Genomic DNA, 20,961 nt, shown 5'->3' with positions numbered 1-20,961 from the left:
TGAAAGTGCGATCGACAATAGAAATGCTATAATTGATGCCAGTTTCGAGAAAGTCGCCTGGGTGGGGGCGGGTTTATAGATATTGTCGGTGTGAATGAAAGATTGTTGGTGAAACCCGCCCCTACATGAATTACGGTTAATTTACAATGAGCCAAGTAGATTATACTGCAATGGGCGATCGAGAATTGAAGCGTTATTTCCTGAAAAATCGCGGGGATAAAGCAGCACTGCAAGCTTACTTAGACAGGCGGAAAGAGCGATCGAATTCAATCATCACGAAAGTGGGAGATCCGGATTTCGATACTAAGATTGAGGCAGCCATTCGCCAGCAAATGAAAGAATACAAAGATTAGTCTTCAGTCCCTCGCTCGCTCGGACATTGTTTGTATAGATGCGGTTTCAACCGCCGACTCTTATCAACGAGGTTTCTAACTTCCCCAAAACTTCAAGTTTGCACCGAAAACTCCTCATAATCGACATCCCAATTCACCCAACGAATTGCTTCCCTTGCAGATTGTATATCGGGCGGAACTCGCAAAGCATGAATGAATCCGGTGCTCGGACAAGTCATTTTTAACAAATAAATTGGCTCTTTTTCATCGGTATCGAAGCCATCAATATCAGCATCGATTCTTAGCAGCGTGTATTCTTGCCAAGTATCTAAATCTGTTGCTTGCAATTCTTGGCAAATTCGATCGTAACCAATTCCTTGAATTAACACTCGCCTGAGTTCGGCATTTTCTTCTTCTAAAATCCAGGTAGCTTCCCATTGATTGGGGTGAATTTGTCCGTATTTTTCGGGCAAAGTTACGCCGTGGTAGGAGTAGAGTTTGTAACCGTCGCTAAATGCGATCGCACTTTCTCCTTCTGCGTGGAGGCGGTACTCGCTGTCGAGGGAGAGTTTGGTTGGGCGATCGCACACATAGCAGACATTCTCAAACGTCAAAATCCAGCCACATTCTACTAAAATCTGTTTGAGGCATTCCAAAGCTTTTTGTGCCTCTGGCTTCAAAACAATGCCCAAGGCAGAAACACAAAATTCAGCAACAGTGACAGCATCAACGGCATATCTCGGATTAACTATCGACATTAAGTGGTTCTTATAGTTAGAAAAATCTGCTCTTAATTGTTGTTTAAGCTGTTCCTCCCATCTAAGAAAATATGAAGAAGATAGCTGCTGGAATTCTGTTGTGAATGTCAAAGGTAATAGTGGATCTTTTACTTGTTTTTTAAGTCGATCGATCAAATCATTATTATTAGATTTTTTCAACATGGGTAATTGTACTAATGCAGAGTGAGGGCCACTGCAAAAAGTGATTTCAGGGGCTTCTACACCGAGGAGTTCGTAGCCAGCTTTAAGGGCGGCTGCGGCTTTGCGGTAAGAGATGGGTTCCGTAGAGTGGGCAAGAGTTCCCCACGAATTCTCATAGGCTTCTATGAGAGCCTTCTGTTCAGGTGTAAAGTTTACATACAAAGAAGTCAAATTAGTCAGAGATTGCAGCAGTATGATGTCTGATATTCGATTGGAGTCCAGATTCAGATAAGTCAAATTTTTCAGAGATTGTAGCGATGTGATGTCTGATATTTGATTGCCCATCAGATCGAGATGAGCCAAATGAGTCAGAGATTGCAGGAGTGTGATGTCTGATATTTGATTGTAGCTCAGATTCAACTCAGTCAAATGAGTCAGAGATTGCAGTGGTGTGATGTCTGATATTTGATTGTTGTCCAGATTCAACTCAGTCAAATGAGTCAGAGATTGCAGTGGTGTGATGTCTGATATTTGATTGCGGTACAAATACAGCCTAGTCAAATTAGTCAGAGATTGCAGTGGCGTAAGGTCTGATATTTGATTGTTGCACATAGACAGCTTAGTCAAATTAGTCAGAAATTGCAGTGGCGTAAGGTCTGATATTTGATTGTTGTCCAGATTCAGCTTAGTCACATTAGTCAGAGATTGCAGTGGCGTAAGGTCTGATATTTGATTGTTGCCCAGCGATAGCTTCTTCTTTTTCCTACTTGACAGTATGCGGTTCGCTTCATTAATATCAGAAGTCCCAGCATAATTTAACAACATTTCAACAGTATGTCTGGCTTCGGGAGAAAGGCTTTTTTTGTGCAAGCACCAATCGGCAAAGCTGCTGAATTCTGCGGGATTGGGCTGTTGTTCTGACATGGCAATAAGATTTTAAATTTTTTACGAAAATAAGAATTCTTGGTCAACTTTTCCTCTAAACCCCAGAAATCCCGCGCCGAAACTCCTTAACCGCTTCAATCCTAGAAGCCATCAGCAAGCACCGAGACAATAAATTAATATCTAAGTCTGGCAGAACTTCGCTTTGGGCAATTTTTTCATAGCCGTGCGATCGCAAATGATACAGACCAAATAATCCATCCTCCCAAAACCAAACTTCGGGAACCCCCAAGGCTTGGTAGCGATTCAATTTGCTCTCTCCCCCACTGGTAAATACTACTTCGATGGCAAGATCGGGGGTTTTACCTGTTGATTTTCCAATTAAAAAAGATTCATCAGCTTGTACTGAGACTTCCTGTCCTTTCTCTTGAGTAAAGCTACCCAAAGGGTTAAACTCGATGTCTTTTTCCACAAAGTAGTCCATCAGCAGACCTGCGATCGTCCTGCTGAATGATTCGTGTTCTTGCGAAACTGCCAAAATTTCTACCTCGCCTTTGAAATAAAACAGTCTAATGCCGGGGGAGTCGGAGAATCCCTGTTCGATTAGTTTGAATTGTTGCCAATCAATCCCGGAGTGAGTTAACCGTTGGTCTTTGGGCTTATCTAATATTAGTGTCATGGCGCGACCTCCTTTAACTATTATATTATCCTAGAAATGCGGCAACCGAAACCCGATCGCGCCCAGCGGCTTTCGCGCGATACAGCGACTCATCGGCGATCGCAATTAACGTCGCCGGCTGCGACATCGGCGCCGGAATGCAGCAAGCCACACCCAAACTCAGCGTGACATATTCGCTGACACCAGACTGCGCGTGAGGTATCTGCAAACCCCGCACCTGTTGAGCGATCCTTTCAGCAACGCAAGCCGCACCTTCAATATCCGTATTCGGCAAAACTACCGCAAATTCTTCTCCACCGTAACGCGCAACTAAATCAGCCGATCGCTTTACCGAACACTGGAGAACCTGCGCCACTTGCCGCAAACACTCATCCCCCGGTTGGTGGCCGTAAGTGTCGTTGTAAAGTTTGAAGTAATCGATATCGCACATAATCAAAGACAGCGGCGCTTCTTCCCTCGCCAAACGCCGCCATTCCGCATCCATATAATCATTAAAAAAGCGGCGGTTTCTTACCTCAGTCAAACTGTCGTAAGTTGCCAAATACTGCAAGGCTCGATTCACTGTTTCTAACTGCCGTTTCTGCTGCTGCAACTGGCGGTTGAGCACCGTCAACTGCTGTTCGGCTGCGTGGGTTCTCAGCAAGTTTCTAACCCTCGCCAACAGTTCCCTCTCGTCAAAAGGTTTGGAAATATAATCGTCAGCACCAGCATCCAAACTTTCGATCCGAGCTTCCATGCCCGATCGCGCTGTCAAAAAGATTACTGGAGTCGAACTCAACTCCGGCGTATTCCGAATCTCTTTGAGCAAATCCAGTCCGTTTTGTCGGGGCATGATTTGGTCGCTCAAAATCAAATTCGGCTGCAAACTTTTGGCTTTTTCCAAACCTTCAACCCCGTCCATCGCCACCGCAACTCGATAGTACGGACTCAATAAAGTTTGGAGGTAAGCCAGCAGAGAATAGTTGTCTTCTACTACCAGCAACAGCGGTAACTCTCGGCTGTCAGGCGTTAATTGTCCCCCATTATTTTTGTCGTCACAACTGTTAGAGTCCGGCAGCGGGGCGATCGCCCCAACATTTCCCTCGTCTGAGCAGCCAAATTCACTCATCCCTGCCAATTGGACGATCGCGCTTACCAACAGATTCGCCTCCACCGGCTTCGACAAATGCCTCTGAAACCCCGCAGAGAGGGCCGATGCCGAATCCTCCTCACGGACGCCTCCCGTCAGGGCCACCGCCGGCAGCAGTTCCCTTTGCTCGGACATTTCCATGGCTCTGATGCGGCGGATCAAATCGGAGCCGTCTGTTTCCGACACCGCCATATCGCTCACCAACACGTCGGGCCGCGACTGTTCCAACTGCGCCATCGCTTCGCAAGCGCTACTCACCGCTGTTACCTTGGCTCCAAATGCTTCGAGGGCACTTTTGAGAAATTCCCGAATCTCGGCGCTGGTTTCCACCACCAGCACTTGCTTTCCGGCTAAGGGTTTGGGAACCGATTCCGCGTGGTTTTCGGTGCGGCCGATCGCGCTTTTGCGATCGTCGCGCGAATTGTTGCTGTGCGCTACGGGTAGCAGCACCCCAAACGTCGTCCCCATACCCAGGCCGGGACTGGAAGCCCAAACAGTTCCCCCGTGCAATTCCACCAAATGCCGCACAATTGAGAGCCCCAACCCGAGCCGATTTTGTTCCTTGGACTGGAAGCTATCTCCGGGGCGGAAGTAGTCAAAGATGTGCGGCACAAATTTGGGTTCAATCCCGCAACCGCTGTCGCTGACCCGAATCAAGGTACCCGACTGTGTAGGCTCGATCCGCACTTCAACTGGGTCTGGTGTCGATTCTGGGGTGAATTTGATGGCGTTGGCCAGGAGGTTCCAGACTATTTGCTGCAAGCGCTCTACATCGGCCACAACGTAGCTGACGCCCGGGTAGAACTGTGTTTCTACGCGGAGGTTTTTGGCCTCGGCGGCGGGGCGGACGGTCTCAATAGCCGATTCTATGACAGATGGGAGGTGAACCCGAGCCAGGTTCAGGCGGACTTTCCCCCGCAGCAGCCGACTCAAATCGAGGAGATTGTCTATTTGGCGGTTTTGCAATTTGGCGTTGCGCTCGATGATTTCCAAAGCGCGGTTGGTGGTAGCTTCGTTTAACTTGCGCGATCGAGCTAGCTGCACCCATCCCAAAATCGCGCTCAGGGGCGATCGCAGTTCGTGTCCCGCAATGCCCAAAAAATCGTCTTTGGCGCGGTTGACTGCGGCTTGGGCTGCTTCAACGGCTTTGCGATCGGTGATGTCAAATCCGATCGCCAAATACTGACAGGGTTTCCCGTTAAAGTCCAAAAGCGGAACTACTGCTGCGTGCACCCAATAATCGCTGCCATTCTTGGCTTGGTTCTTCATTTCTCCTTGCCAAACTTCATTTTTGGCAACTGTTGACAGCAGATTTTTGATTAATTCCGAAGACTTATATTCCGAATGGAGGATGCAAAAATGGCTGCCTATTAGTTCAATACGCGAATAGTTAGAGATGCTGCACAGTCGATCGCTGACATAATTGATAATTCCTCGGGCGTCGGTTCTCACCGCCAGTGCCGATTGGTCGATCGCTACTTTAAAATCTAAACCTTCTTGCAGCGACGAATCTAGTTCTTTTATCGTAGAAATTTGACTGAGGCGATCGCGCCGCTCCTGGCTCCGCTCTTGAATTTCCATTGCTTCTATTGTCCCCTGATGACTGACACCTAATCTACTCGCATCCTGATTAATTATCACTGTTTTTTCCGCACCGGCAGGTGTAATATTTTGTATATTTTTATTTTCATGAATGCTCGGCAAACAGCACATCCACTCAGGAGTCATACCATTTGAGATTCGAGATTTTAGATGAGGAATGAACAAGAACTATCGGGGTTGGGGATAGCTGCCTACAGTGGCACTATTTTGGAAAACTGGAGTCACCTGAAATTTTATTTGAAGTTTAGACTAAAATTGGTCAATCTGAAGACAGATTTTCTCAGATCTGCCCGCTGGGCCGCTGGCTGCAAAAACCCAACTTTTTTCTGAAAATTACCCTGCCGCATCTGGCACAAAATCTCTGCCCCAGGCTTTCGAGTCTCCCGCATTCTGCCTCATCTCCACATCCCAGATATATTTGCAGGGCTTGACAGTTCCCAAATAATTGGCTGGGAAATCGCTAACAAAGTCTGTGTTTTGCGATCGTCAGCAACTTCAGTTAAATTATTTTCTCCTACCTCTTGACAGGTCTGTAAATGTTTTGTATTATAAAATGTAATACGACATTTAACCAAAGAGCAGCCCAACTGCATTAACGCACTCAACCATTAAAAGTTTGAGGAAAAGTTTCTGTGAATTTATCTATGAATTTAGACTTAGTACGCGAGCAATTTGAACAAAGAGCATTTGATTATGACGGTTTAATTCCCCGCCTCATTCCGCAGTATCGCGAGCAACACGAAATAATATTGCAATTAATTGATTTTGAAACCCATGCCAACATAAAAGTTCTAGATTTAGGTGCGGGAACTGGCATACTGTCTGCAATGATTTTGCAAGCATTTCCTCAAGCAAAAGTCACAGCCTTCGACATGGCGGAAAATATGCTAAAAGTTTGTCAAACTAACTTATCCGCTTTCCAAGAACGCCTGACATTGCAGCAGGGAAACTTCGCCGAAGATGATTTCGGCAGCGGCTACGATTTAGTAGTTTCAGGGTTGGCAATCCACCACCTCGACGGCGAACAAAAAAAACAGCTATTTCACAAACTTTTTCACTCAATGAATGCCGGGGGAATCTTGCTAATCCGAGATATTGTCACAGGTGCTACCCCAAAGCTAACCGAGCAATACGAACATTTGTGGCGGCAGTACATAAAAGCTAATGGAGAAGACGATGCAGCGTGTTTTAACAGCTATCTAAAAGAAGATATTCCTTCCTCTGTCGAAGAACAAACAAAGTGGCTTGCAGAAGCTGGTTTTGCAGACGCAGCTTGTCACTGGCGCTATCTCAATTTTGCTATTTTTGGCGGAATTGTCCCCATGTAGAAGGCAAAGTTTTTCTAAAAAAAATACCCCTTAATAAAGGTACGTTGTTGGGCTTTAGCCCTCTTTATATATATGTCGAAAGAGGGCTAAAGCCCAACAACGTACCTATCTCTTTCCCAACAATAAAACCACGCTGCGACCTAAGGGGGATTTAGGGGGAGTGAGATTCAGCTATAAACGAGAGATACAAAAAAAATCATACTTGAGTTGACCGCATAATTTCACTCAATCCCTCTCCCAGTAAAAACAGATTAAATAAACCCGATATACCCACAAAATAACTCAATAAATTAAGTAAAAGGATGAACGATTCCCGATTAATAAAAATTAGCCGATATCTCAGCAAACACCTGCGCCACGCGCCCTCGCGCATCGGCATTCAACTCGCGCCGGGGGGCTGGATTGCTGTTAGCGAACTCCTCGATGCTTGCCAAAAAAATAACTTTTCTGTTCAGCCTTACGAACTCAAGGAAGTAGTCGCCCAAAACGACAAACAGCGCTTTTCCTTCGACTCGACAGGCACTCTAATTCGGGCCAACCAAGGACACAGTGTAGAGGTTGACTTGCAGTTAGAACCTGCTGTTCCCCCAGATATTTTATATCACGGAACAGGTAAGACTGCCGTCGAGTCTATTCTCAGTGAAGGAATTCGGAAAATGTCGCGGCATCACGTTCATTTGTCGGCGGACATTCAAACAGCCCGTAAAGTAGGTGCCAGACACGGCATCCCGGCAGTCTTGATTGTAGATACCGCAGCAATGCAATGCGACGGCCATACATTTTACTGTTCGGATAACAAAGTTTGGTTGGTAGATATGGTGCCGCCCAATTATCTAAAAGTATATTGAGAAAATCCTGTTTGGTTCTAGCAAGTGTGCGGCAAATATTTTAAAATAAGAGTAACTAGGAGTTTTACAAGATGAGTGCGGAAGATATGGGCGATCGCGACAACAATTTTAATCAAAACAACCCTCAAAATCGAGGGCTGCTAGGATCGGGCTGGCGACCTCTCTACCGTCAATTTGATTGGGAACACCTGCTGCACTTAGCATCTAGCGACCCTGTAGAACTCGCTCAAAAAACTTTAGATGCAGCCAGCGATATCGCCGATGCCATGGGACGACACCAGTATACTTGGTGGGCGAATATCTTAAATGTATTTTCGGAAAATACTCGCTACGAAATAGACGAGTTTTGGGATTACATTACTCCGCAGCCAGTTTACCCGGATTACCGTTACAAAGATGTTTTAGTCACCGAAACGCCTGTTGTTCAATTGGTCAGCCGCGCTAGCATTCCCATCGACTACGTTCTCAACAAACTCCAAGAGATTGCTGTTTTCAAAGTTCTGGATTTGCTGGGGAAACCGGATGTGATTACCCAGTTTTTTATGGAACGGCATTTTTCTTATCCGCGGGAGCGATTTGTTAGCTGGGAACGCTTGGAAGTTTTGGGTACTGTTTATGCTTATTGGGGACAAGCAGGCTGCTGGCTGCAAATTGACAGCTACGACAGGGGTCGGCGGTGCTACACTCTGATCTGCAAAGATATTGCGCCGTTAGTTAGCAAGGCTACTTATAATTTAGCGGTGATTCTCAGCGGGTACAAAAGCCGTGTCGGACAGGTTCACAGTTACTTCCCTATTCGGACTTTTTCTGCGGAAGTTCAAAGTTTTACTGATACTGTTCAGCAGGCAATTCTCGACCAAAATCAGTTGGCTGTGTTGGTTAGTGGCGAACCGGGGACTGGCAAAACTGCTTGGACTCAAGCGGTAGCAAAGGAGATTTTAGTGCCGCTGGGTTATGTGATTTTTATCTTAGATCATGATGCGGTGGAAAATTTTGTGCCGCCGAGTTATTTGGAGCGGATTTGCATTATTATCAACGAGGCTGATAATTTGGCTCAAGATCGATCGACCGCAGCGGCCCAACGCAGTAACAAAACTGAACATATTTTGAGTTTGCTGGATGGAACTCTGTATCAAAGCGTGATGGACGAGCACGGGATTCAATTTCAGCAGAAACTCGTAGTGCTACTCACTTGCAACACGATTGAAAGATTAGATCCTGCGATGCTGCGGAAAGGGAGAGTGGATTTTACCAGTGAATTTACGCACAAATTTGTTTGACGAGGCACGTAAAGTCTCACACACTTTGGGCTATTCACGAAGGGGGATAGCCTTGCCGCGCGTACTGCTGCGCCACCTCAAATGTTGAATAATTATGAGGAAATTTCCTGAATGTCAAAGTTTCGGGAACAATTTATTAAGTACCTATGGACACATCCCCTAAAAAATGATATTACTGATGGGTGAGACCCTCCAAGGGTATCACCCAAAACAGCCAATCAGGGGAAGAGTGTTTTAGGTCTGAAATAGATTTTTCAAACTTGACAGCTATGGAGGAAATCCCAAATCGTGCAAACTAAGCCAGTTAAGCAAGAAATTCGACTGGGAAGGTATGCCGGGGGGAAAATCCCGATCGCCCACCAACCCCCTGATGCAGCCATGTCCGAAAATAAAGAGGGATTTCGGCGGTTTGTGGAGCGCTCCGCCGACGCCGTGGCAATGGTAGATTGTGAAATGCGCTATCTGTCGGTTTCTCGTCGCTGGGAAACAGATTGCGGGTTTGGTGGCGGTGAGGCCCTTGGTCGGTCTCATTGGGAACTGTTCCCAAATCTCCCGGAATATTGGCACCAAAATGCTCGCGCTTGTTTGGCGGGAGTTTTGGAATATAGCGAGTTTGTCGTAGGGCAATCGCCCGTATCTGTAGCAGGAAAAATCGAAGTTGGGGTCAGCGCTTCGGAAAAATGGGTATTTTTGCCGTGGAAAAATAACGAGGGTGCGATCGGCGGTTTGATCCTGTTTGCCGAAAAGATAACAGAAAGAAATTTCTACAATATATGGAGGCCCGGTGGCAAAAGCCAGCAGTTAGAAACAAAACTACAACTAACTCAAAATGCCCTCGACAATGCTGCTGATACAGTCTTTTTTACCACCTCCGACGGTCAAATTTGCTATGCGAATAAAGCGGCTTGCGATCGAGGAGGTTACTCGGAATCGGAACTGCTAAACCTGAGATTGAGCGACATCGATTCGCAATTGTCAGCATCGGATTGGCCAGATCGCTGGGTTGAACTCAAGCAGCAAAACAACCTTACTTTTGAAACCAGTTATAGAACTAAAAACGGCACCAGTTTTCCCGTCGAAGTTCAAGTCAATTATTTAGAATACGACGGCTGCGAATACTGCTGCACGATCGCCCGCGACATTTGGGCTCGCCTCGCAGCAAAATCTGCGCTTTTAGAGGCAAAAGAGCAACTTCAAGCCGTCTTGGATGCGGTGCCCGGATTAGTTTCTTGGGTAAGTTCCGATTTGCGCTACTTGGGAGTAAACCGACATTTAGCTTCCGCTTACCAAATGCCTGCGGAACTATTTACAGGTAAAAAAGTAGGTTTTTTAGATACAAGTCCCAAATTTAACGACTTAGTATACGATTTTTTTGTCGGCTCGAACCATAAGACCTCTCAAGAAGTAACAGCGAGCATCAGAGGAGAAAATAAAACTTATTTAATTGTGGCTCAAAAATATCAAAAAAATACGGCAGCAGTATTTGTGGGATTGGACATTACAGAAAGCAAACAGTCTTTGTTGGCTTTGCAAGAATCGGAAGAACGCCTGCGCCAGCAAGCGGCAAAATTAGAGCGGACGCTGTTAGTTTTGCAGCAAACTCAAACTCAACTGATTCAAACAGAAAAGATGTCATCTCTAGGGCAGTTGGTAGCAGGAATAGCGCATGAAATCAACAATCCAGTTAGTTTCATTTCTGGCAACGTCAGCCACGCCACTGGCTACATTCAAGAACTGCTGCGTTCGATCGACCTTTACCAAAAAAATTATCCCGATCCAGCTCCGGAAATTCAAGATTTGATGGAAGAATTAGACTTAGACTTCATCAAAAAAGACATACCAAAACTGCTAAATTCAATGAAAGTCGGTTCGGAGAGAATTCGGGATGTTGTGCGATCGCTCCGCTTGTTCTCGCGTACTGACGAACCTGAAATGAAGCCTGCGGATATCCATGAAGGTTTGGACAGCACTGTGCTGATCTTGCAAAATCGCCTCCAAGCTAAAGGGGGACGGCCGGGTATTTCTCTAGTTAAGGAATACGGGAATTTGCCGCGAGTCCGCTGCTATCCGGGACAGTTAAATCAAGTGTTCATGCACTTGTTGACAAATGCGATCGACGCTTTGGAAGCAGAGGGAAGAAATCCGGAAAAGTATGGTACAATCCAAAATCAGTCTTTGTTGTCTGCCGGTAGCTCGGGAACTGAAATATTCAATCCCGAAATTCGGATTCGGACAGAAGTGATAGGGGAGAGCGAAGTGGCGATCGCCATTAGCGACAACGGCCCTGGAATGACTGAAGAAGTTCTCTGCCGTATCTTTGACCCTTTATTTACCACTAAATGTCAGGCCACGAGCACAGGTTTGGGATTGGCAATATCCCAGCATTTGGTAGTAGAAAAGCATGGTGGTGACTTGCTGTGTATTTCTCGTCCGGGAGAGGGAACTGAGTTAATCGTTAAAATTGCGATCGGTAACGATTAATCGATTCGATCCAAACCTGGAATTATTTGAGGGTGCTTTTCCTATCAGAATGTGGCGACTAAGGACTAATGTTTTTTCACTAAGTTTTGTAGGTGCGTCAGGAATGAATCTTATACGAGATACCAATCATTTTTTGCCTGAGGCACCCTACAAAATCTACAATCTACAATCTAAAATCTAAAATAATATGGTAATTGAATGGCTGAGATTTAAAGTACCTCGCGAAAAATGGGAACAGTTTATTCTGCGAGATGAAGAAGTTTGGACGGCCGGACTCAAAAGTTTTCCCGGTTATTTGGGCAAAGAAGTTTGGGTGGATGCGGTGGAAAATGAGGTGCTGATGTTGATTCGCTGGGAAACTAGGGAACAGTGGAACTCGGTGCCGCAAAGCACAATCGATGAGTTGGATGCTAAAATGGGGGATTTGCAAATGCCGATCGTCGAAAGTCGCGAATATCAAGTTCGCAAGTTTTTGCATTAGTATCGCAACTCGTACAATCATCGCAGTGTTTGGTATTTGGTATAAAGGGCGATCGCACTTTCATTTTAGGCGATCGCTCATCAGAAAAAAGAAAGGGCGATCGCACTCCGTACAATGATCGCAGTGTTTGGTATTTGGTGTGAAGGGCGATCGCTATTCATGCAAGCATCTCTACTTCACATACTAGGCAGCTCGATAAAGTTCTTTAGAGCACTAAGAAACTTACCATTAAGATTCATAAAATCCTCCCACTTAAAGCCGCCAAATTCATCTCCCCAACCATGTGGCAGGAATACTTGCCGATCGTCTATTTTGAACCATTCTGCCGATTCATGAAGCTCCAGACTTGCCACGACGTTTGCGAAAGCGTGTAAGGCATCTGATGGTGTTACGATCGCTGACAGCTTTACTGTGTTATTGATTGTTAACCCAACCTCCTCACCTTCTTCTTGAGAATGAGGTAACGATGGACATCTAAGAGAAATCAAAGCTTTTTCGTTGTCGATTCTACGAATTAAAAAGCTATAACCTGGCTTATAGGATAGTCTTTTTGCTAACTCATTCAATAGCATAAAATTCTCTTCCATGATTGATATTTACTGTATTGTTTCTTGGATAATTATACCAACATTAGTTGGCGTATTACAACTTTTAAAAGGAACTCTCTCCAACTTTAGATAATGATCCTATCTAAAAAAATGTTGTAAATGAAGAACCATATTGTAACCGATGACCCTTCCATCACTAAGCATTGAAACTGCACAATTTGTAGTTTCAATTATAGAACAGTCATGTAAATTTAAAGCGTTTCCAATTACCGATTGAATTAAGTTTCCATGAGTAATCATTACAAGAATTTCCGCGGTTACATTTTTATTAAGAATCGGATCGTTAATAAAATTTTGAAATCTCTTAAAACATTCTTCATAGGATTCTTGCAAACGCTTCTCTATCAAGCGAATATCATACTTAACCTGAATTGATGGGTCTATTTCATTCTTAATAATTTCTGCTGTTAATCTTGCTCTAACAGATGTAGAAGCATACAACCTAAAGTCTCTTGTTCCAAGCCACAATTTCAATGCTTTCCCACAAAGATTGGCTTGTTCCTCTCCTTCGGAAGTAAGTATATTATCATTATTACTTAACTGTATTTTATTTTTATTAGATATAGATTCACCATGTCTTATTAAAATTAATTTCATTTCTTAAACTCCTTTCCTAGTAATTTACAGTTTCTCAAAGTATCAGGATTAACCAAATAGGGATCGCAGGGTAAAAAATACATCAAGACTTTCTGTTACCTCTGTACACCCATCGTGAGTAATATGTTCTGTGGGAGCTATATAAGCCTCTCCTGGGTTAACTCTCAATTTAACAACCGGATAATTGGGAAAAAGCTGCATGAATGCCCTGCCAATTCTTGAACTACCCGAAGTTTTACTAACTACATTATCATCAGTCTCGGAAAGCAATCTATACAACTGCTCAATTGATAAATTAATGAACAAGAAATAGCGCGGTTCAGATCCAAGATTGATCGAGATACGATGCAGCGATGAGCCACGCTGATTATCAATGTGGAGACCAACGCGACAGCTATCGCTTCCAACAGTTACAGTCATCTGGTTAGGAGCATTCCACCCAATTCTATACTCACTTAATTCTGCACTTTGGATACGGAACGTCTCAATATACTCCTGAATTAGGCTGATACCTTTTTTTACCCTCTCTTTTTGCAAAACATACTTCAACAACCTATGGTCTTCTACACTACCTAAATCATTCAGATAACCTAAAATATTTTGAGGAATATTCAGAATGCTTACATACAGACTTGGCAGATTCTCAAGCTTACTGCTGAAGAGGATTTTTTGTTCCAGTGAAGTAAGTGTTCGCCACGGTAATCGAGGGACAATTGCATCACTACAATAAGGAGTCAAAGCTCGATCGGTTGAAACACTAGCCTGTTCTGTTCCTGAACTTAAAAAAAGGCGATTTTCCCAAGTGATGTCATTATAATTTAGAAGTATTCTTACCCCTTGAATAAGCTGATCCATGATTTTTTCCTTTAAATTAACACAATGAAATCAGAGCATCAATGACTTCCTCTGATGCAATCGACGCAATAGAATCAGAAGTAATATGTTTATGCTGGGCAAACCGAAAGCCCCATTTTTTTGGCTTAGTTGGTCCAAAAATACCTACTCCTCGTACACGAAACAAGTCGGCAACATGAAGCAAACAGGAATCAATACCCAAAAAAAGGTCAGCAACACTTAGTAAAGCAAATGACAATCTTAGAGGAATGCCGCATACGTCAAAAATTCTATTTCTATGATATGCCGATTCCAAAGGTAAGTTGTGACACATTCCTACAATAATAACTATGTAGTCAGTCTGAACTGACAAAAATTCATCTATTGTCTTCAGGAAATTGTCAGATGACCACATTTTTCTTTGCTTAGTATCTGTGTGTAAAATTAGTAGTTTATTTTTTGTCATATTTTTTTTCAGGTCATGGACTAGCTTTAAATATTTTTGTTCGATAGAAGGAGGATTACTAAAATCTTCAATCTTAATCTTAGGATTGAAAAAATGATTTACAGAAAAAAGAGTATCAAAACAATTAACAGCTTCTGAAAATTTATAAGTGAATCTAGAATGAAACCCCACAGAAACAGAAGGTGATATTTTTTTAACTAAACGTTCTAAATCAGGTGAAGTCCATAAACAAAGAGATATAAACAAGTCACAGCCACTAGCTTCTTCAGCTAATGCTTCATAATCAAACGGTGCTAATTCTCTTCCTATTTTCTGCATTACATGAGTACCTAGAACTCCAAAAGTTTTTATATACCATACAGATTCAAAAACAATATCTGAGAAAATCTGTGTGTACGCTTCATCTACAACAATCAGTGATAATCGACCGTAAAAGATGTTAGAAAGCGCACGAAGTGCAGGCAATGCAACAATATGATCTCCAATCCCATTAGCCAAAAAAACTACTGGTCGCCTAAATTTTTGAACATCTAGCATAAATTACTCCGACCTGCCTTAACTACAGAATGTAAATTATCAACAGAAGCACTAACTAAAAGCTTGCCCGCATCAGTTAACGCTTCAGACTTGATTAAACCTTGATAAGCTATATCAGCAAAGCCAAGTGTTTCAACCCAATAACTTTCAGCTTCAGAGTACAACTTTCCAGATGAAAACCAAGGAGAAGATACAAGTTTAGCCCATACAGCCGCCCCGGCCGAAAAGGTCATCAAAGCATGAATCACCTGTCTAAGAGGACGGTTTCTGTTTTTCCAAGGAGAGAAAACCTCTGGTGAATTTCCGTCTGTTGTGTAAAGACGCACATTTTTTTCTATTAGATTAACTTTCGTATGAAAAAACTCATGCACCATTTGTACGCACAAGTGGCATCTTTCTTCCATTCGATCGGCTTCTGGATCGAAATCTTGCCAAGCCCAACCAGGCAACTGTGATACAGAACCAGCTTTCCGTGTAGTTGGAGAGTAACGAGGTAAGACAGTGTACACCTTCATCACGCGACTCATGCTGACACCAAGTCCAATATCTAGGAATCCAAGCATATCCAAGCAGAGGCGGATTTCATCATGCCTGGTGCTTACAGCCGAAACATCGTGCAGATCACCTTTTTCAATGAAATTAAACTCATTTCCCGCTGCTGCTGGTTGAGTGATTGCTGTGGAAATACGAATTCCTGACCGTGTAAAGCTGTCTGGCAACCAGGTTATGCGATCGGATTTATCATCAATTAACACCTCAATTGCTTGTTCTGTAATTTCTGCAAGATTGCTATCTTGCGTCACAGCCCCCGCTCTAGCTAGCGTAGGAAAACAAAGAAGAGAGCCAGGAGTGACTTTCACGTTTTTGAGAGGTTCTAAACCTAAACTCAAACCCCCACTCAGTGGTGAAAACAGAGTATAAAAATTAATTAGGAAGGCCTTAATGCTAGCAATATCACCACTGACGTAAGCTTGGAAAAGCGATCGAGATTTTGCTTCAAGTTCCCGATATTGCAAAAACAAACCGCTCAACATATTCACATCATCGCTTTGTTGGAGAAGCGCCACAGCTAGCTCATAACCTTGATTGCTGAGAATATACAGCATGGCTATGTGTCGAGTAGCTGACTCCTCGACATATTTAATCAACGCATTTTGGTAGAATAGTTGAGTGTCATCTAGCTTACAGGTCAACTCCAAGTCAACAGTTTCAATCTTAGTCTCTTGCTCTGCACACACGATCATAACGCAACGTATTTATGAGATAGCTGATAGTTCAGTGGATAAGTAATCTTTGATATGATCGATGAGAATTATTAGATCTTCACAATAAATTGATTCCCGATTAAAACCATGCTCGGAACTGTAACGATGGGGAAGATATCCGCCACCACAGATATCAAATAAGCGACAATCAAAGCACTTTTGAGGTGCAGAAGACTGCTTGTTAGATAGTGCTGTGACCAGAGGCAAAGATTCTAAAGCTTCAATCGGATGAGAATTCAGTGACATACCTGTTTTGGTAGCACCATGATATGCAGTTTTCAGAACATCTAGTCCGTGATAAGTGCCATCAGTCTCAACCACAATGACTCCATCACTCAATGCCCCATAGGAATCATAGCCTCTCTTTCCACCCATTAAAAGCTTCATGATAGTTCTGAATATACGAACTTCCATCTTAGTTTCTGAAGCTAACCAATAATCGAAAAGAGCGGATAGCCATCGACCAAAAGTTCCTGGGGGATACTTATCGTAGGGAAAAGTATCATAGTTGAAGTCTGGCAGAAGAAAATCTATAGCAGTGGTGTTTAGTTCCTCAAAGAATGTCAATAGCTCATAAGGATCTATTTCAGGATTCGCAACTGTGAGAAAACCTCCAAACACAGACCCTCCAGACTTGGGATTACGCAGCTTTTCTACACCAGCGATAATCTGCGAAAAGCTGCCACGCCCTTTGGCATCAACTCGCATAAGATCGTTCCATTCTTGCGGCCCGTCAATACTCACACCTGCACGCACTTTGAAGTCTTGAAATACCTGTACAATGTCATCGTCTACCAGCGTTCCATTCGTTTGAAGTCCGAACTTGATATCAGCTTCAACATCCTGAAAACTACTTCGCAAGATAGTGAAAAACTCTCTAAGTTTAGAAGCTCCTAGTAGCAGAGGCTCACCCCCATGAAAGACCACAATAAGCTGCTTTAACTTACGCTCGCGAACATAGCTACTGAGACGATCCGCCAGAAGCTGGATCGTCTCAACGCTCATCAAAACTGGCTGCTCTCTCCAAGTTTGATCTGGGTGCTCATACATATAGCAATAGGAACACTTGAGATTGCAACGACTCACGATTTTAACTACAACAGTTGTTATAGGTCGGACTTCGTAGAACTCAGTTCTTTGGGGTAGAAGCAACTCAAGTGACATAAATTTTCCTTCAAAACTATACTGTAGAACCAAAATCATTCTTGGCTAAAAGACTTCCCAGCCAAGCGCCGTCTCTGTAATAATCTGAATTTAATCAGTAGTGTGACTACTGAAATCAGCCCAGGCAATTGGCTCTTTACCCATACGTTCGGCTTGAATCGCTTGAATCGCAGCTACAACTTTTGGATTAATTTTCTGTAACTGTTCCTCTTTCAAACCATTAACTGCGATTTCAGCAAGAGGTTTAGAACCAAGATAAACTGTCATTTATTTGCCTCACACATTTGATTGATTTAGCATTGTTCTATTATTTGTGGAAACTAAAGATTTGTCCAGCACAAAAAAGTTCAATTTTGCCTACAATTTTTCTCTGTTTCATTTTATTTAATTTATTTTTGTACATTTTTGTACAAAATTGTTCTAAAAAGCGGATCAATGTGTATAATACATAAAAACTTCACATATCCCTTATCCGATGAACCTAAAAGAAGCTTTAAAAATCGCGGATAAAATTGTCTTCGAGAGAACAGGCCAACACCTTGACGATTTACAAGCAGCGGTACTCAAAGGCACTCTAGAGCGTGAGACATACAAGCACATAGCCAAAGACTTTGACTGTTCGGAAAGTAGTGTGAGGAAAGTGGGCGCAGAGTTATGGGAAATACTTTCAGAAGAGTTGGGGGAAGATGTTAGTAAATCAAATTTATCTTCGGCAATAGAGAGGTTGCAAGTCTCCTTGTTCTCATCAAATGTTGCACAAGACTCTGTGCAAATTAGGAATATTAATTATTGTGGAGAAGCTAGACACCCACCAGAACAAAGAAACTCACACCCACCAAATCAAGAAACATCTAACTCAAAACAAAGCAAAACTCTACATCAAGATTTAAGCGAAATGCCGGAGTTGGGTAATTTCTTCGATCGCACCCACGAACTCCAAACCCTCACAACCTGGATTCTACAACAAAACTGCCGCCTCATCACCCTCACCGGTATCAGCGGAATCGGCAAAACATCCCTAGCAGTCCAACTCGTACAACAAATCAAACACGAGTTTGAGTACGCAGTTTGGTGCACGCTAGACGAATTCCCCACCATCGATAAATTTCAATCAAACCTAATACAGCTTTTTTCCAATTCCGAAAACCTAGATTCATCCCCAACCAACCAGAAACGCTTACCACTAATTAAATATTTACAAAACCATCGCTGTTTAATAGTCTTGGATGACGTTCACAACCTTTTGTCTAGCGGCGAATTAGCAGGAAAGTATCAACCAAAATACGAAGAATATCGCTCTTTATTCAAACAGATAGAAAAATTATCTCATCACAGTTGCTTTCTGCTAATCGGTTGGGAACCACCGAAAGAAGTTCCTCAACTCACAAGCGAAAATACTCCCATTCGTACCTTACAACTCACTGGTTTAGACACCGCAGCCGCACGGAAAATTCTCAGAGATAAAGGATTAACAGAAATCGATAACTGCGAAACACTGATTCACCGCTACCAAGGCAATCCGTTATGGTTAAAAAGCGTGGCGACTTTGATTCAAGAGTTGGGAATCGGTGTGGCAGACTTATTAATAGATGATACCATATTGTTGCCGGAAGATTTGAAAGATGTTTTAGATGAGCAGTTCGATCGCACTTCCGAACTAGAAAAACAAGTCCTGTCATTGTTGGCGAAAGAAAACCAGCCAGTCAACCTAGCAAAATTGCTCCAAAATGGACAAATATCATCATCAGATTTGCTAAACGCCTTGCAATCTCTATCGCGGCGCTGTTTGATTGAAAAACAGGGAAGTCTTTACACTCTCTCACCTGTACTGAAGCAGTATATCAAAGGATTGTAACCGAGATGTTGTACTAATATCAATAAGCCTTTTATTTCTTAGTCTGCGGAGGCAGACTTTGTTTGTGTAGTAGCGGTTTCAACCGCCAAATCATAAAAGAGGGTGACTGTGCTATCATAAAATACAAAACATATTGAGTCGAGTTATATGACAACAATAACTACAGTCACAACAGCCTCCCAACTCGCTGATTACTACATCTGGTTCGCGAATGATGTAGGCTCCTACCTCAGCAACCACAAGCTACAAAAACTCTTGTACTACGCCCAAGCATGGTATTTAGCCTTTGAAGATACACCGCTGTTTGATGAAGATTTTGAAGCTTGGGTACACGGGCCGACTATCCCGGCTTTATTTTATGAATACAAAGAACAATTTGACTTTAAGCCAATTCTGAAAGAAGTCGAAAAACCAGAGTTTCCCAAAGAAGTACAAGAGTTTTTAGACGAGTTATCCGATGATTACCTCTTTCGGGATGCCTATGAGTTAGAATTGATGGTGCGACGCGAAGATCCTTGGATTAATGCTAGAGGTGAGTTGCCAAAAGATGAACCTTCTCATGCTATTATTACCAAGGAATCAATGAAAAAGTTTTACAAAAGCCGTGTCATCGAAGAAGCATAAAAAAAGACAAGATACAGAGATTCGCAGTCAACCATCTTCGGCAAGGAGAGAGGTTGTCAATATCCAAATTCCAGAAGGAATTAGTTTTTCTTTCAGGTATTATCAGGATGAGAAAAATAAGTTCTCAATTGGCGGTAGAGATGCTAAGTATCTAGCATCTCTATTGAGACGGCTGCGGGATTTGTCGCAATTGAATGCTCAAGAAGTTATCAATAATCAGAGTAAAAGTTTGCGTTGTCATGGCATAGCTTGGCAAAATACTACCGAACCTAATGGCTTCGGAATTCCCAATGAATCTGCGCTAGTAAATATGCCCTACCAGTTTCAAATCTCTGCTAATGAATACGGCAGGGTACATGGATTTTTTAGTGAAAATGTTTTTTATATTGTCTGGCTAGATCCAGAGCACAATCTTTACAGTTGAAATTATAATAAACTACCCACGGTCAGGACACGACACTCCCGTGTCCGACCTTGATATTGTGCACTTCGACTAAAGAAACCGGGTTTTTTACCGATTCTGTGGAACTCACGAAATATTCTCGCAAAAAACCCGGTTTTTGGACACCCGTGGGATAAGTCCTAATTTTAAGCAAATTTAGCATAGAGAGCTGAAATAAAATTCACGCTTAAAAAGCCGACTGCTAGGACGAGAATGATAAAGATTATGATAGTGAAAATAGATTTAAGCCGATCGGCATTTTCGGGTTTTTCTGATTTCATTTGTCAAGTCTTGCTGTAAATTATATCTGAGAAATTGAGAAAAAGTAAATTATACCAATGCACGAACAAAAACGCAACTACCGATCGCCTAAAAGCTTCGATCGCCCTCAGTAGGTGGCAGTTTTAATCTCAAATCGAAAAATGGAAAATCTAAAATCGACTGGCCTGTGCAGCAATTGTCGATCGCCTGCCTGCGATCGCGCCCCCGTCCTGTAAAATAGAGGGCGCCTTGGGGCTCAGCTTTTAACAGCCCCAATTGTGGGCGACAGCAAGACGGCTCGCAAATACATAATAATGTGTCAATCATCCTTAACTTACTGAATTAG

General features: G+C 43.1%; 21 protein-coding genes. 9 read left to right on the top strand and 12 right to left on the bottom strand.

Translation table 11 applies throughout. From position 1 onward, the window contains the following. The first annotated feature begins 146 nt into the window (after positions 1 to 146). A complete protein-coding gene (locus JGK11_RS02615) occupies positions 147 to 353 on the top strand; it encodes a hypothetical protein (protein ID WP_293176187.1) in 207 nt (68 codons plus the stop codon). Positions 354 to 445: 92 nt separating this feature from the next. Here the strand turns inward: JGK11_RS02615 and JGK11_RS02610 are convergent, their stop codons facing one another. The 3 genes from JGK11_RS02610 to JGK11_RS02600 are packed head-to-tail and all read right to left on the bottom strand — an operon-like array spanning position 446 to position 5,670. Continuing rightward, entirely contained in the window at positions 446 to 2,176 is a 1,731-nt protein-coding gene (locus tag JGK11_RS02610; protein WP_293176185.1) for a leucine-rich repeat domain-containing protein, read from the bottom strand. A 55-nt stretch (positions 2,177 to 2,231) separates the two neighbouring features. Then, positions 2,232 to 2,813, bottom strand: coding sequence for a Uma2 family endonuclease (locus JGK11_RS02605; RefSeq protein ID WP_293176183.1), 582 nt, complete (start codon positions 2,811 to 2,813; stop codon positions 2,232 to 2,234). A 25-nt stretch (positions 2,814 to 2,838) separates the two neighbouring features. Continuing rightward, entirely contained in the window at positions 2,839 to 5,670 is a 2,832-nt protein-coding gene (locus JGK11_RS02600) for a diguanylate cyclase (RefSeq protein WP_293210449.1), read from the bottom strand. A 518-nt stretch (positions 5,671 to 6,188) separates the two neighbouring features. On the opposite strand from JGK11_RS02600, the gene JGK11_RS02595 reads away from it, so the two are divergent. The 5 genes from JGK11_RS02595 (at position 6,189) to JGK11_RS02575 (ending at position 11,962) form a co-directional block, all read left to right on the top strand. Continuing rightward, positions 6,189 to 6,872 (top strand): class I SAM-dependent methyltransferase, encoded by a 684-nt coding sequence (locus JGK11_RS02595; protein ID WP_293201118.1) that lies wholly within the window; start codon positions 6,189 to 6,191, stop codon positions 6,870 to 6,872. 302 nt (positions 6,873 to 7,174) lie between these two features. Further along, complete coding sequence (locus JGK11_RS02590) at positions 7,175 to 7,720, top strand: RNA 2'-phosphotransferase (protein ID WP_293176177.1); 546 nt, start codon at positions 7,175 to 7,177, stop codon at positions 7,718 to 7,720. 71 nt (positions 7,721 to 7,791) lie between these two features. Further along, complete coding sequence (locus JGK11_RS02585) at positions 7,792 to 9,000, top strand: AAA family ATPase (RefSeq protein ID WP_293191152.1); 1,209 nt, start codon at positions 7,792 to 7,794, stop codon at positions 8,998 to 9,000. Between the two features lie 288 nt (positions 9,001 to 9,288). Further along, positions 9,289 to 11,481, top strand: a complete 2,193-nt coding sequence (locus JGK11_RS02580; RefSeq protein WP_293176173.1) for a PAS domain S-box protein — start codon at positions 9,289 to 9,291, stop codon at positions 11,479 to 11,481. Positions 11,482 to 11,668: 187 nt separating this feature from the next. Then, positions 11,669 to 11,962, top strand: a complete 294-nt coding sequence (locus tag JGK11_RS02575) for a TIGR03792 family protein (RefSeq protein ID WP_293149554.1) — start codon at positions 11,669 to 11,671, stop codon at positions 11,960 to 11,962. Positions 11,963 to 12,138: 176 nt separating this feature from the next. Here JGK11_RS02575 and JGK11_RS02570 read toward each other — a convergent pair whose 3' ends face one another. The 7 genes from JGK11_RS02570 to JGK11_RS02540 all read right to left on the bottom strand — a co-directional run bounded on the left by JGK11_RS02570 (position 12,139) and on the right by JGK11_RS02540 (position 17,700). Next, on the bottom strand, positions 12,139 to 12,549 hold the full coding sequence (locus JGK11_RS02570; RefSeq protein ID WP_293176171.1) for a hypothetical protein: 411 nt from the start codon (positions 12,547 to 12,549) through the stop codon (positions 12,139 to 12,141). A gap of 99 nt (positions 12,550 to 12,648) precedes the next feature. Beyond that, entirely contained in the window at positions 12,649 to 13,167 is a 519-nt protein-coding gene (locus tag JGK11_RS02565) for a phosphoglycerate mutase family protein (protein WP_293176169.1), read from the bottom strand. 48 nt (positions 13,168 to 13,215) lie between these two features. After that, on the bottom strand, positions 13,216 to 14,022 hold the full coding sequence (locus tag JGK11_RS02560) for a hypothetical protein (RefSeq protein WP_293176167.1): 807 nt from the start codon (positions 14,020 to 14,022) through the stop codon (positions 13,216 to 13,218). Between the two features lie 16 nt (positions 14,023 to 14,038). Next, positions 14,039 to 15,004, bottom strand: coding sequence for a glycosyltransferase family 9 protein (locus tag JGK11_RS02555; RefSeq protein WP_293176165.1), 966 nt, complete (start codon positions 15,002 to 15,004; stop codon positions 14,039 to 14,041). Next, positions 14,998 to 16,248 carry an HEXXH motif-containing putative peptide modification protein gene (locus JGK11_RS02550; RefSeq protein WP_293176163.1) on the bottom strand — a complete coding sequence of 417 codons (1,251 nt, stop codon included), beginning with the start codon at positions 16,246 to 16,248 and terminating at the stop codon, positions 14,998 to 15,000. Before JGK11_RS02550 ends, JGK11_RS02555 begins: the two co-directional genes overlap by 7 nt. A gap of 12 nt (positions 16,249 to 16,260) precedes the next feature. Further along, a complete protein-coding gene (locus JGK11_RS02545) occupies positions 16,261 to 17,433 on the bottom strand; it encodes a radical SAM protein (RefSeq protein WP_293176332.1) in 1,173 nt (390 codons plus the stop codon). Between the two features lie 90 nt (positions 17,434 to 17,523). After that, a complete protein-coding gene (locus JGK11_RS02540) occupies positions 17,524 to 17,700 on the bottom strand; it encodes a hypothetical protein (protein WP_293176161.1) in 177 nt (58 codons plus the stop codon). A gap of 208 nt (positions 17,701 to 17,908) precedes the next feature. Between JGK11_RS02540 and JGK11_RS02535 the strand changes: the two genes are divergently transcribed. From JGK11_RS02535 to JGK11_RS02525, 3 genes are all read left to right on the top strand, one after another. Continuing rightward, complete coding sequence (locus JGK11_RS02535; protein WP_293210446.1) at positions 17,909 to 19,288, top strand: NB-ARC domain-containing protein; 1,380 nt, start codon at positions 17,909 to 17,911, stop codon at positions 19,286 to 19,288. A 147-nt stretch (positions 19,289 to 19,435) separates the two neighbouring features. Continuing rightward, on the top strand, positions 19,436 to 19,912 hold the full coding sequence (locus tag JGK11_RS02530) for a type II toxin-antitoxin system antitoxin SocA domain-containing protein (RefSeq protein WP_293176157.1): 477 nt from the start codon (positions 19,436 to 19,438) through the stop codon (positions 19,910 to 19,912). Continuing rightward, positions 19,893 to 20,336: a hypothetical protein gene (locus tag JGK11_RS02525; protein ID WP_293191166.1), complete on the top strand. Its 444-nt coding sequence runs from the start codon at positions 19,893 to 19,895 to the stop codon at positions 20,334 to 20,336. Before JGK11_RS02530 ends, JGK11_RS02525 begins: the two co-directional genes overlap by 20 nt. A 164-nt stretch (positions 20,337 to 20,500) precedes the next feature. Here JGK11_RS02525 and JGK11_RS02520 read toward each other — a convergent pair whose 3' ends face one another. After that, positions 20,501 to 20,635, bottom strand: a complete 135-nt coding sequence (locus tag JGK11_RS02520) for a hypothetical protein (protein WP_293176153.1) — start codon at positions 20,633 to 20,635, stop codon at positions 20,501 to 20,503. A gap of 88 nt (positions 20,636 to 20,723) precedes the next feature. Then, entirely contained in the window at positions 20,724 to 20,942 is a 219-nt protein-coding gene (locus JGK11_RS02515) for a hypothetical protein (protein ID WP_293210443.1), read from the bottom strand. Positions 20,943 to 20,961: the final 19 nt, after the last annotated feature.

It is taken from the genome of Microcoleus sp. PH2017_34_RAT_O_A (assembly GCF_020737885.1).
Lineage (GTDB): Bacteria > Cyanobacteriota > Cyanobacteriia > Cyanobacteriales > Microcoleaceae > Microcoleus.
The sequence above is the reverse complement of the archived record's forward strand: the minus strand, read 5'-3'. Positions and strand labels throughout refer to the sequence as shown.

Bases quoted from the DNA above. Each gene is read 5' to 3' on its own strand.
- JGK11_RS02570 (WP_293176171.1), bottom strand. From the start codon at position 12,549: ATGGAAGAGAATTTTATGCTATTGAATGAGTTAGCAAAAAGACTATCC.
- JGK11_RS02565 (WP_293176169.1), bottom strand. From the start codon at position 13,167: ATGAAATTAATTTTAATAAGACATGGTGAATCTATATCTAATAAAAAT.
- JGK11_RS02515 (WP_293210443.1), bottom strand. From the start codon at position 20,942: ATGATTGACACATTATTATGTATTTGCGAGCCGTCTTGCTGTCGCCCA.
- JGK11_RS02600 (WP_293210449.1), bottom strand. From the start codon at position 5,670: ATGACTCCTGAGTGGATGTGCTGTTTGCCGAGCATTCATGAAAATAAA.
- JGK11_RS02540 (WP_293176161.1), bottom strand. From the start codon at position 17,700: ATGACAGTTTATCTTGGTTCTAAACCTCTTGCTGAAATCGCAGTTAAT.
- JGK11_RS02560 (WP_293176167.1), bottom strand. From the start codon at position 14,022: ATGGATCAGCTTATTCAAGGGGTAAGAATACTTCTAAATTATAATGAC.
- JGK11_RS02550 (WP_293176163.1), bottom strand. From the start codon at position 16,248: ATGATCGTGTGTGCAGAGCAAGAGACTAAGATTGAAACTGTTGACTTG.
- JGK11_RS02575 (WP_293149554.1), top strand. From the start codon at position 11,669: ATGGTAATTGAATGGCTGAGATTTAAAGTACCTCGCGAAAAATGGGAA.
- JGK11_RS02590 (WP_293176177.1), top strand. From the start codon at position 7,175: ATGAACGATTCCCGATTAATAAAAATTAGCCGATATCTCAGCAAACAC.
- JGK11_RS02545 (WP_293176332.1), bottom strand. From the start codon at position 17,433: ATGTCACTTGAGTTGCTTCTACCCCAAAGAACTGAGTTCTACGAAGTC.
- JGK11_RS02530 (WP_293176157.1), top strand. From the start codon at position 19,436: ATGACAACAATAACTACAGTCACAACAGCCTCCCAACTCGCTGATTAC.
- JGK11_RS02585 (WP_293191152.1), top strand. From the start codon at position 7,792: ATGAGTGCGGAAGATATGGGCGATCGCGACAACAATTTTAATCAAAAC.
- JGK11_RS02610 (WP_293176185.1), bottom strand. From the start codon at position 2,176: ATGTCAGAACAACAGCCCAATCCCGCAGAATTCAGCAGCTTTGCCGAT.
- JGK11_RS02595 (WP_293201118.1), top strand. From the start codon at position 6,189: ATGAATTTAGACTTAGTACGCGAGCAATTTGAACAAAGAGCATTTGAT.
- JGK11_RS02615 (WP_293176187.1), top strand. From the start codon at position 147: ATGAGCCAAGTAGATTATACTGCAATGGGCGATCGAGAATTGAAGCGT.
- JGK11_RS02555 (WP_293176165.1), bottom strand. From the start codon at position 15,004: ATGCTAGATGTTCAAAAATTTAGGCGACCAGTAGTTTTTTTGGCTAAT.
- JGK11_RS02605 (WP_293176183.1), bottom strand. From the start codon at position 2,813: ATGACACTAATATTAGATAAGCCCAAAGACCAACGGTTAACTCACTCC.
- JGK11_RS02520 (WP_293176153.1), bottom strand. From the start codon at position 20,635: ATGAAATCAGAAAAACCCGAAAATGCCGATCGGCTTAAATCTATTTTC.
- JGK11_RS02535 (WP_293210446.1), top strand. From the start codon at position 17,909: ATGAACCTAAAAGAAGCTTTAAAAATCGCGGATAAAATTGTCTTCGAG.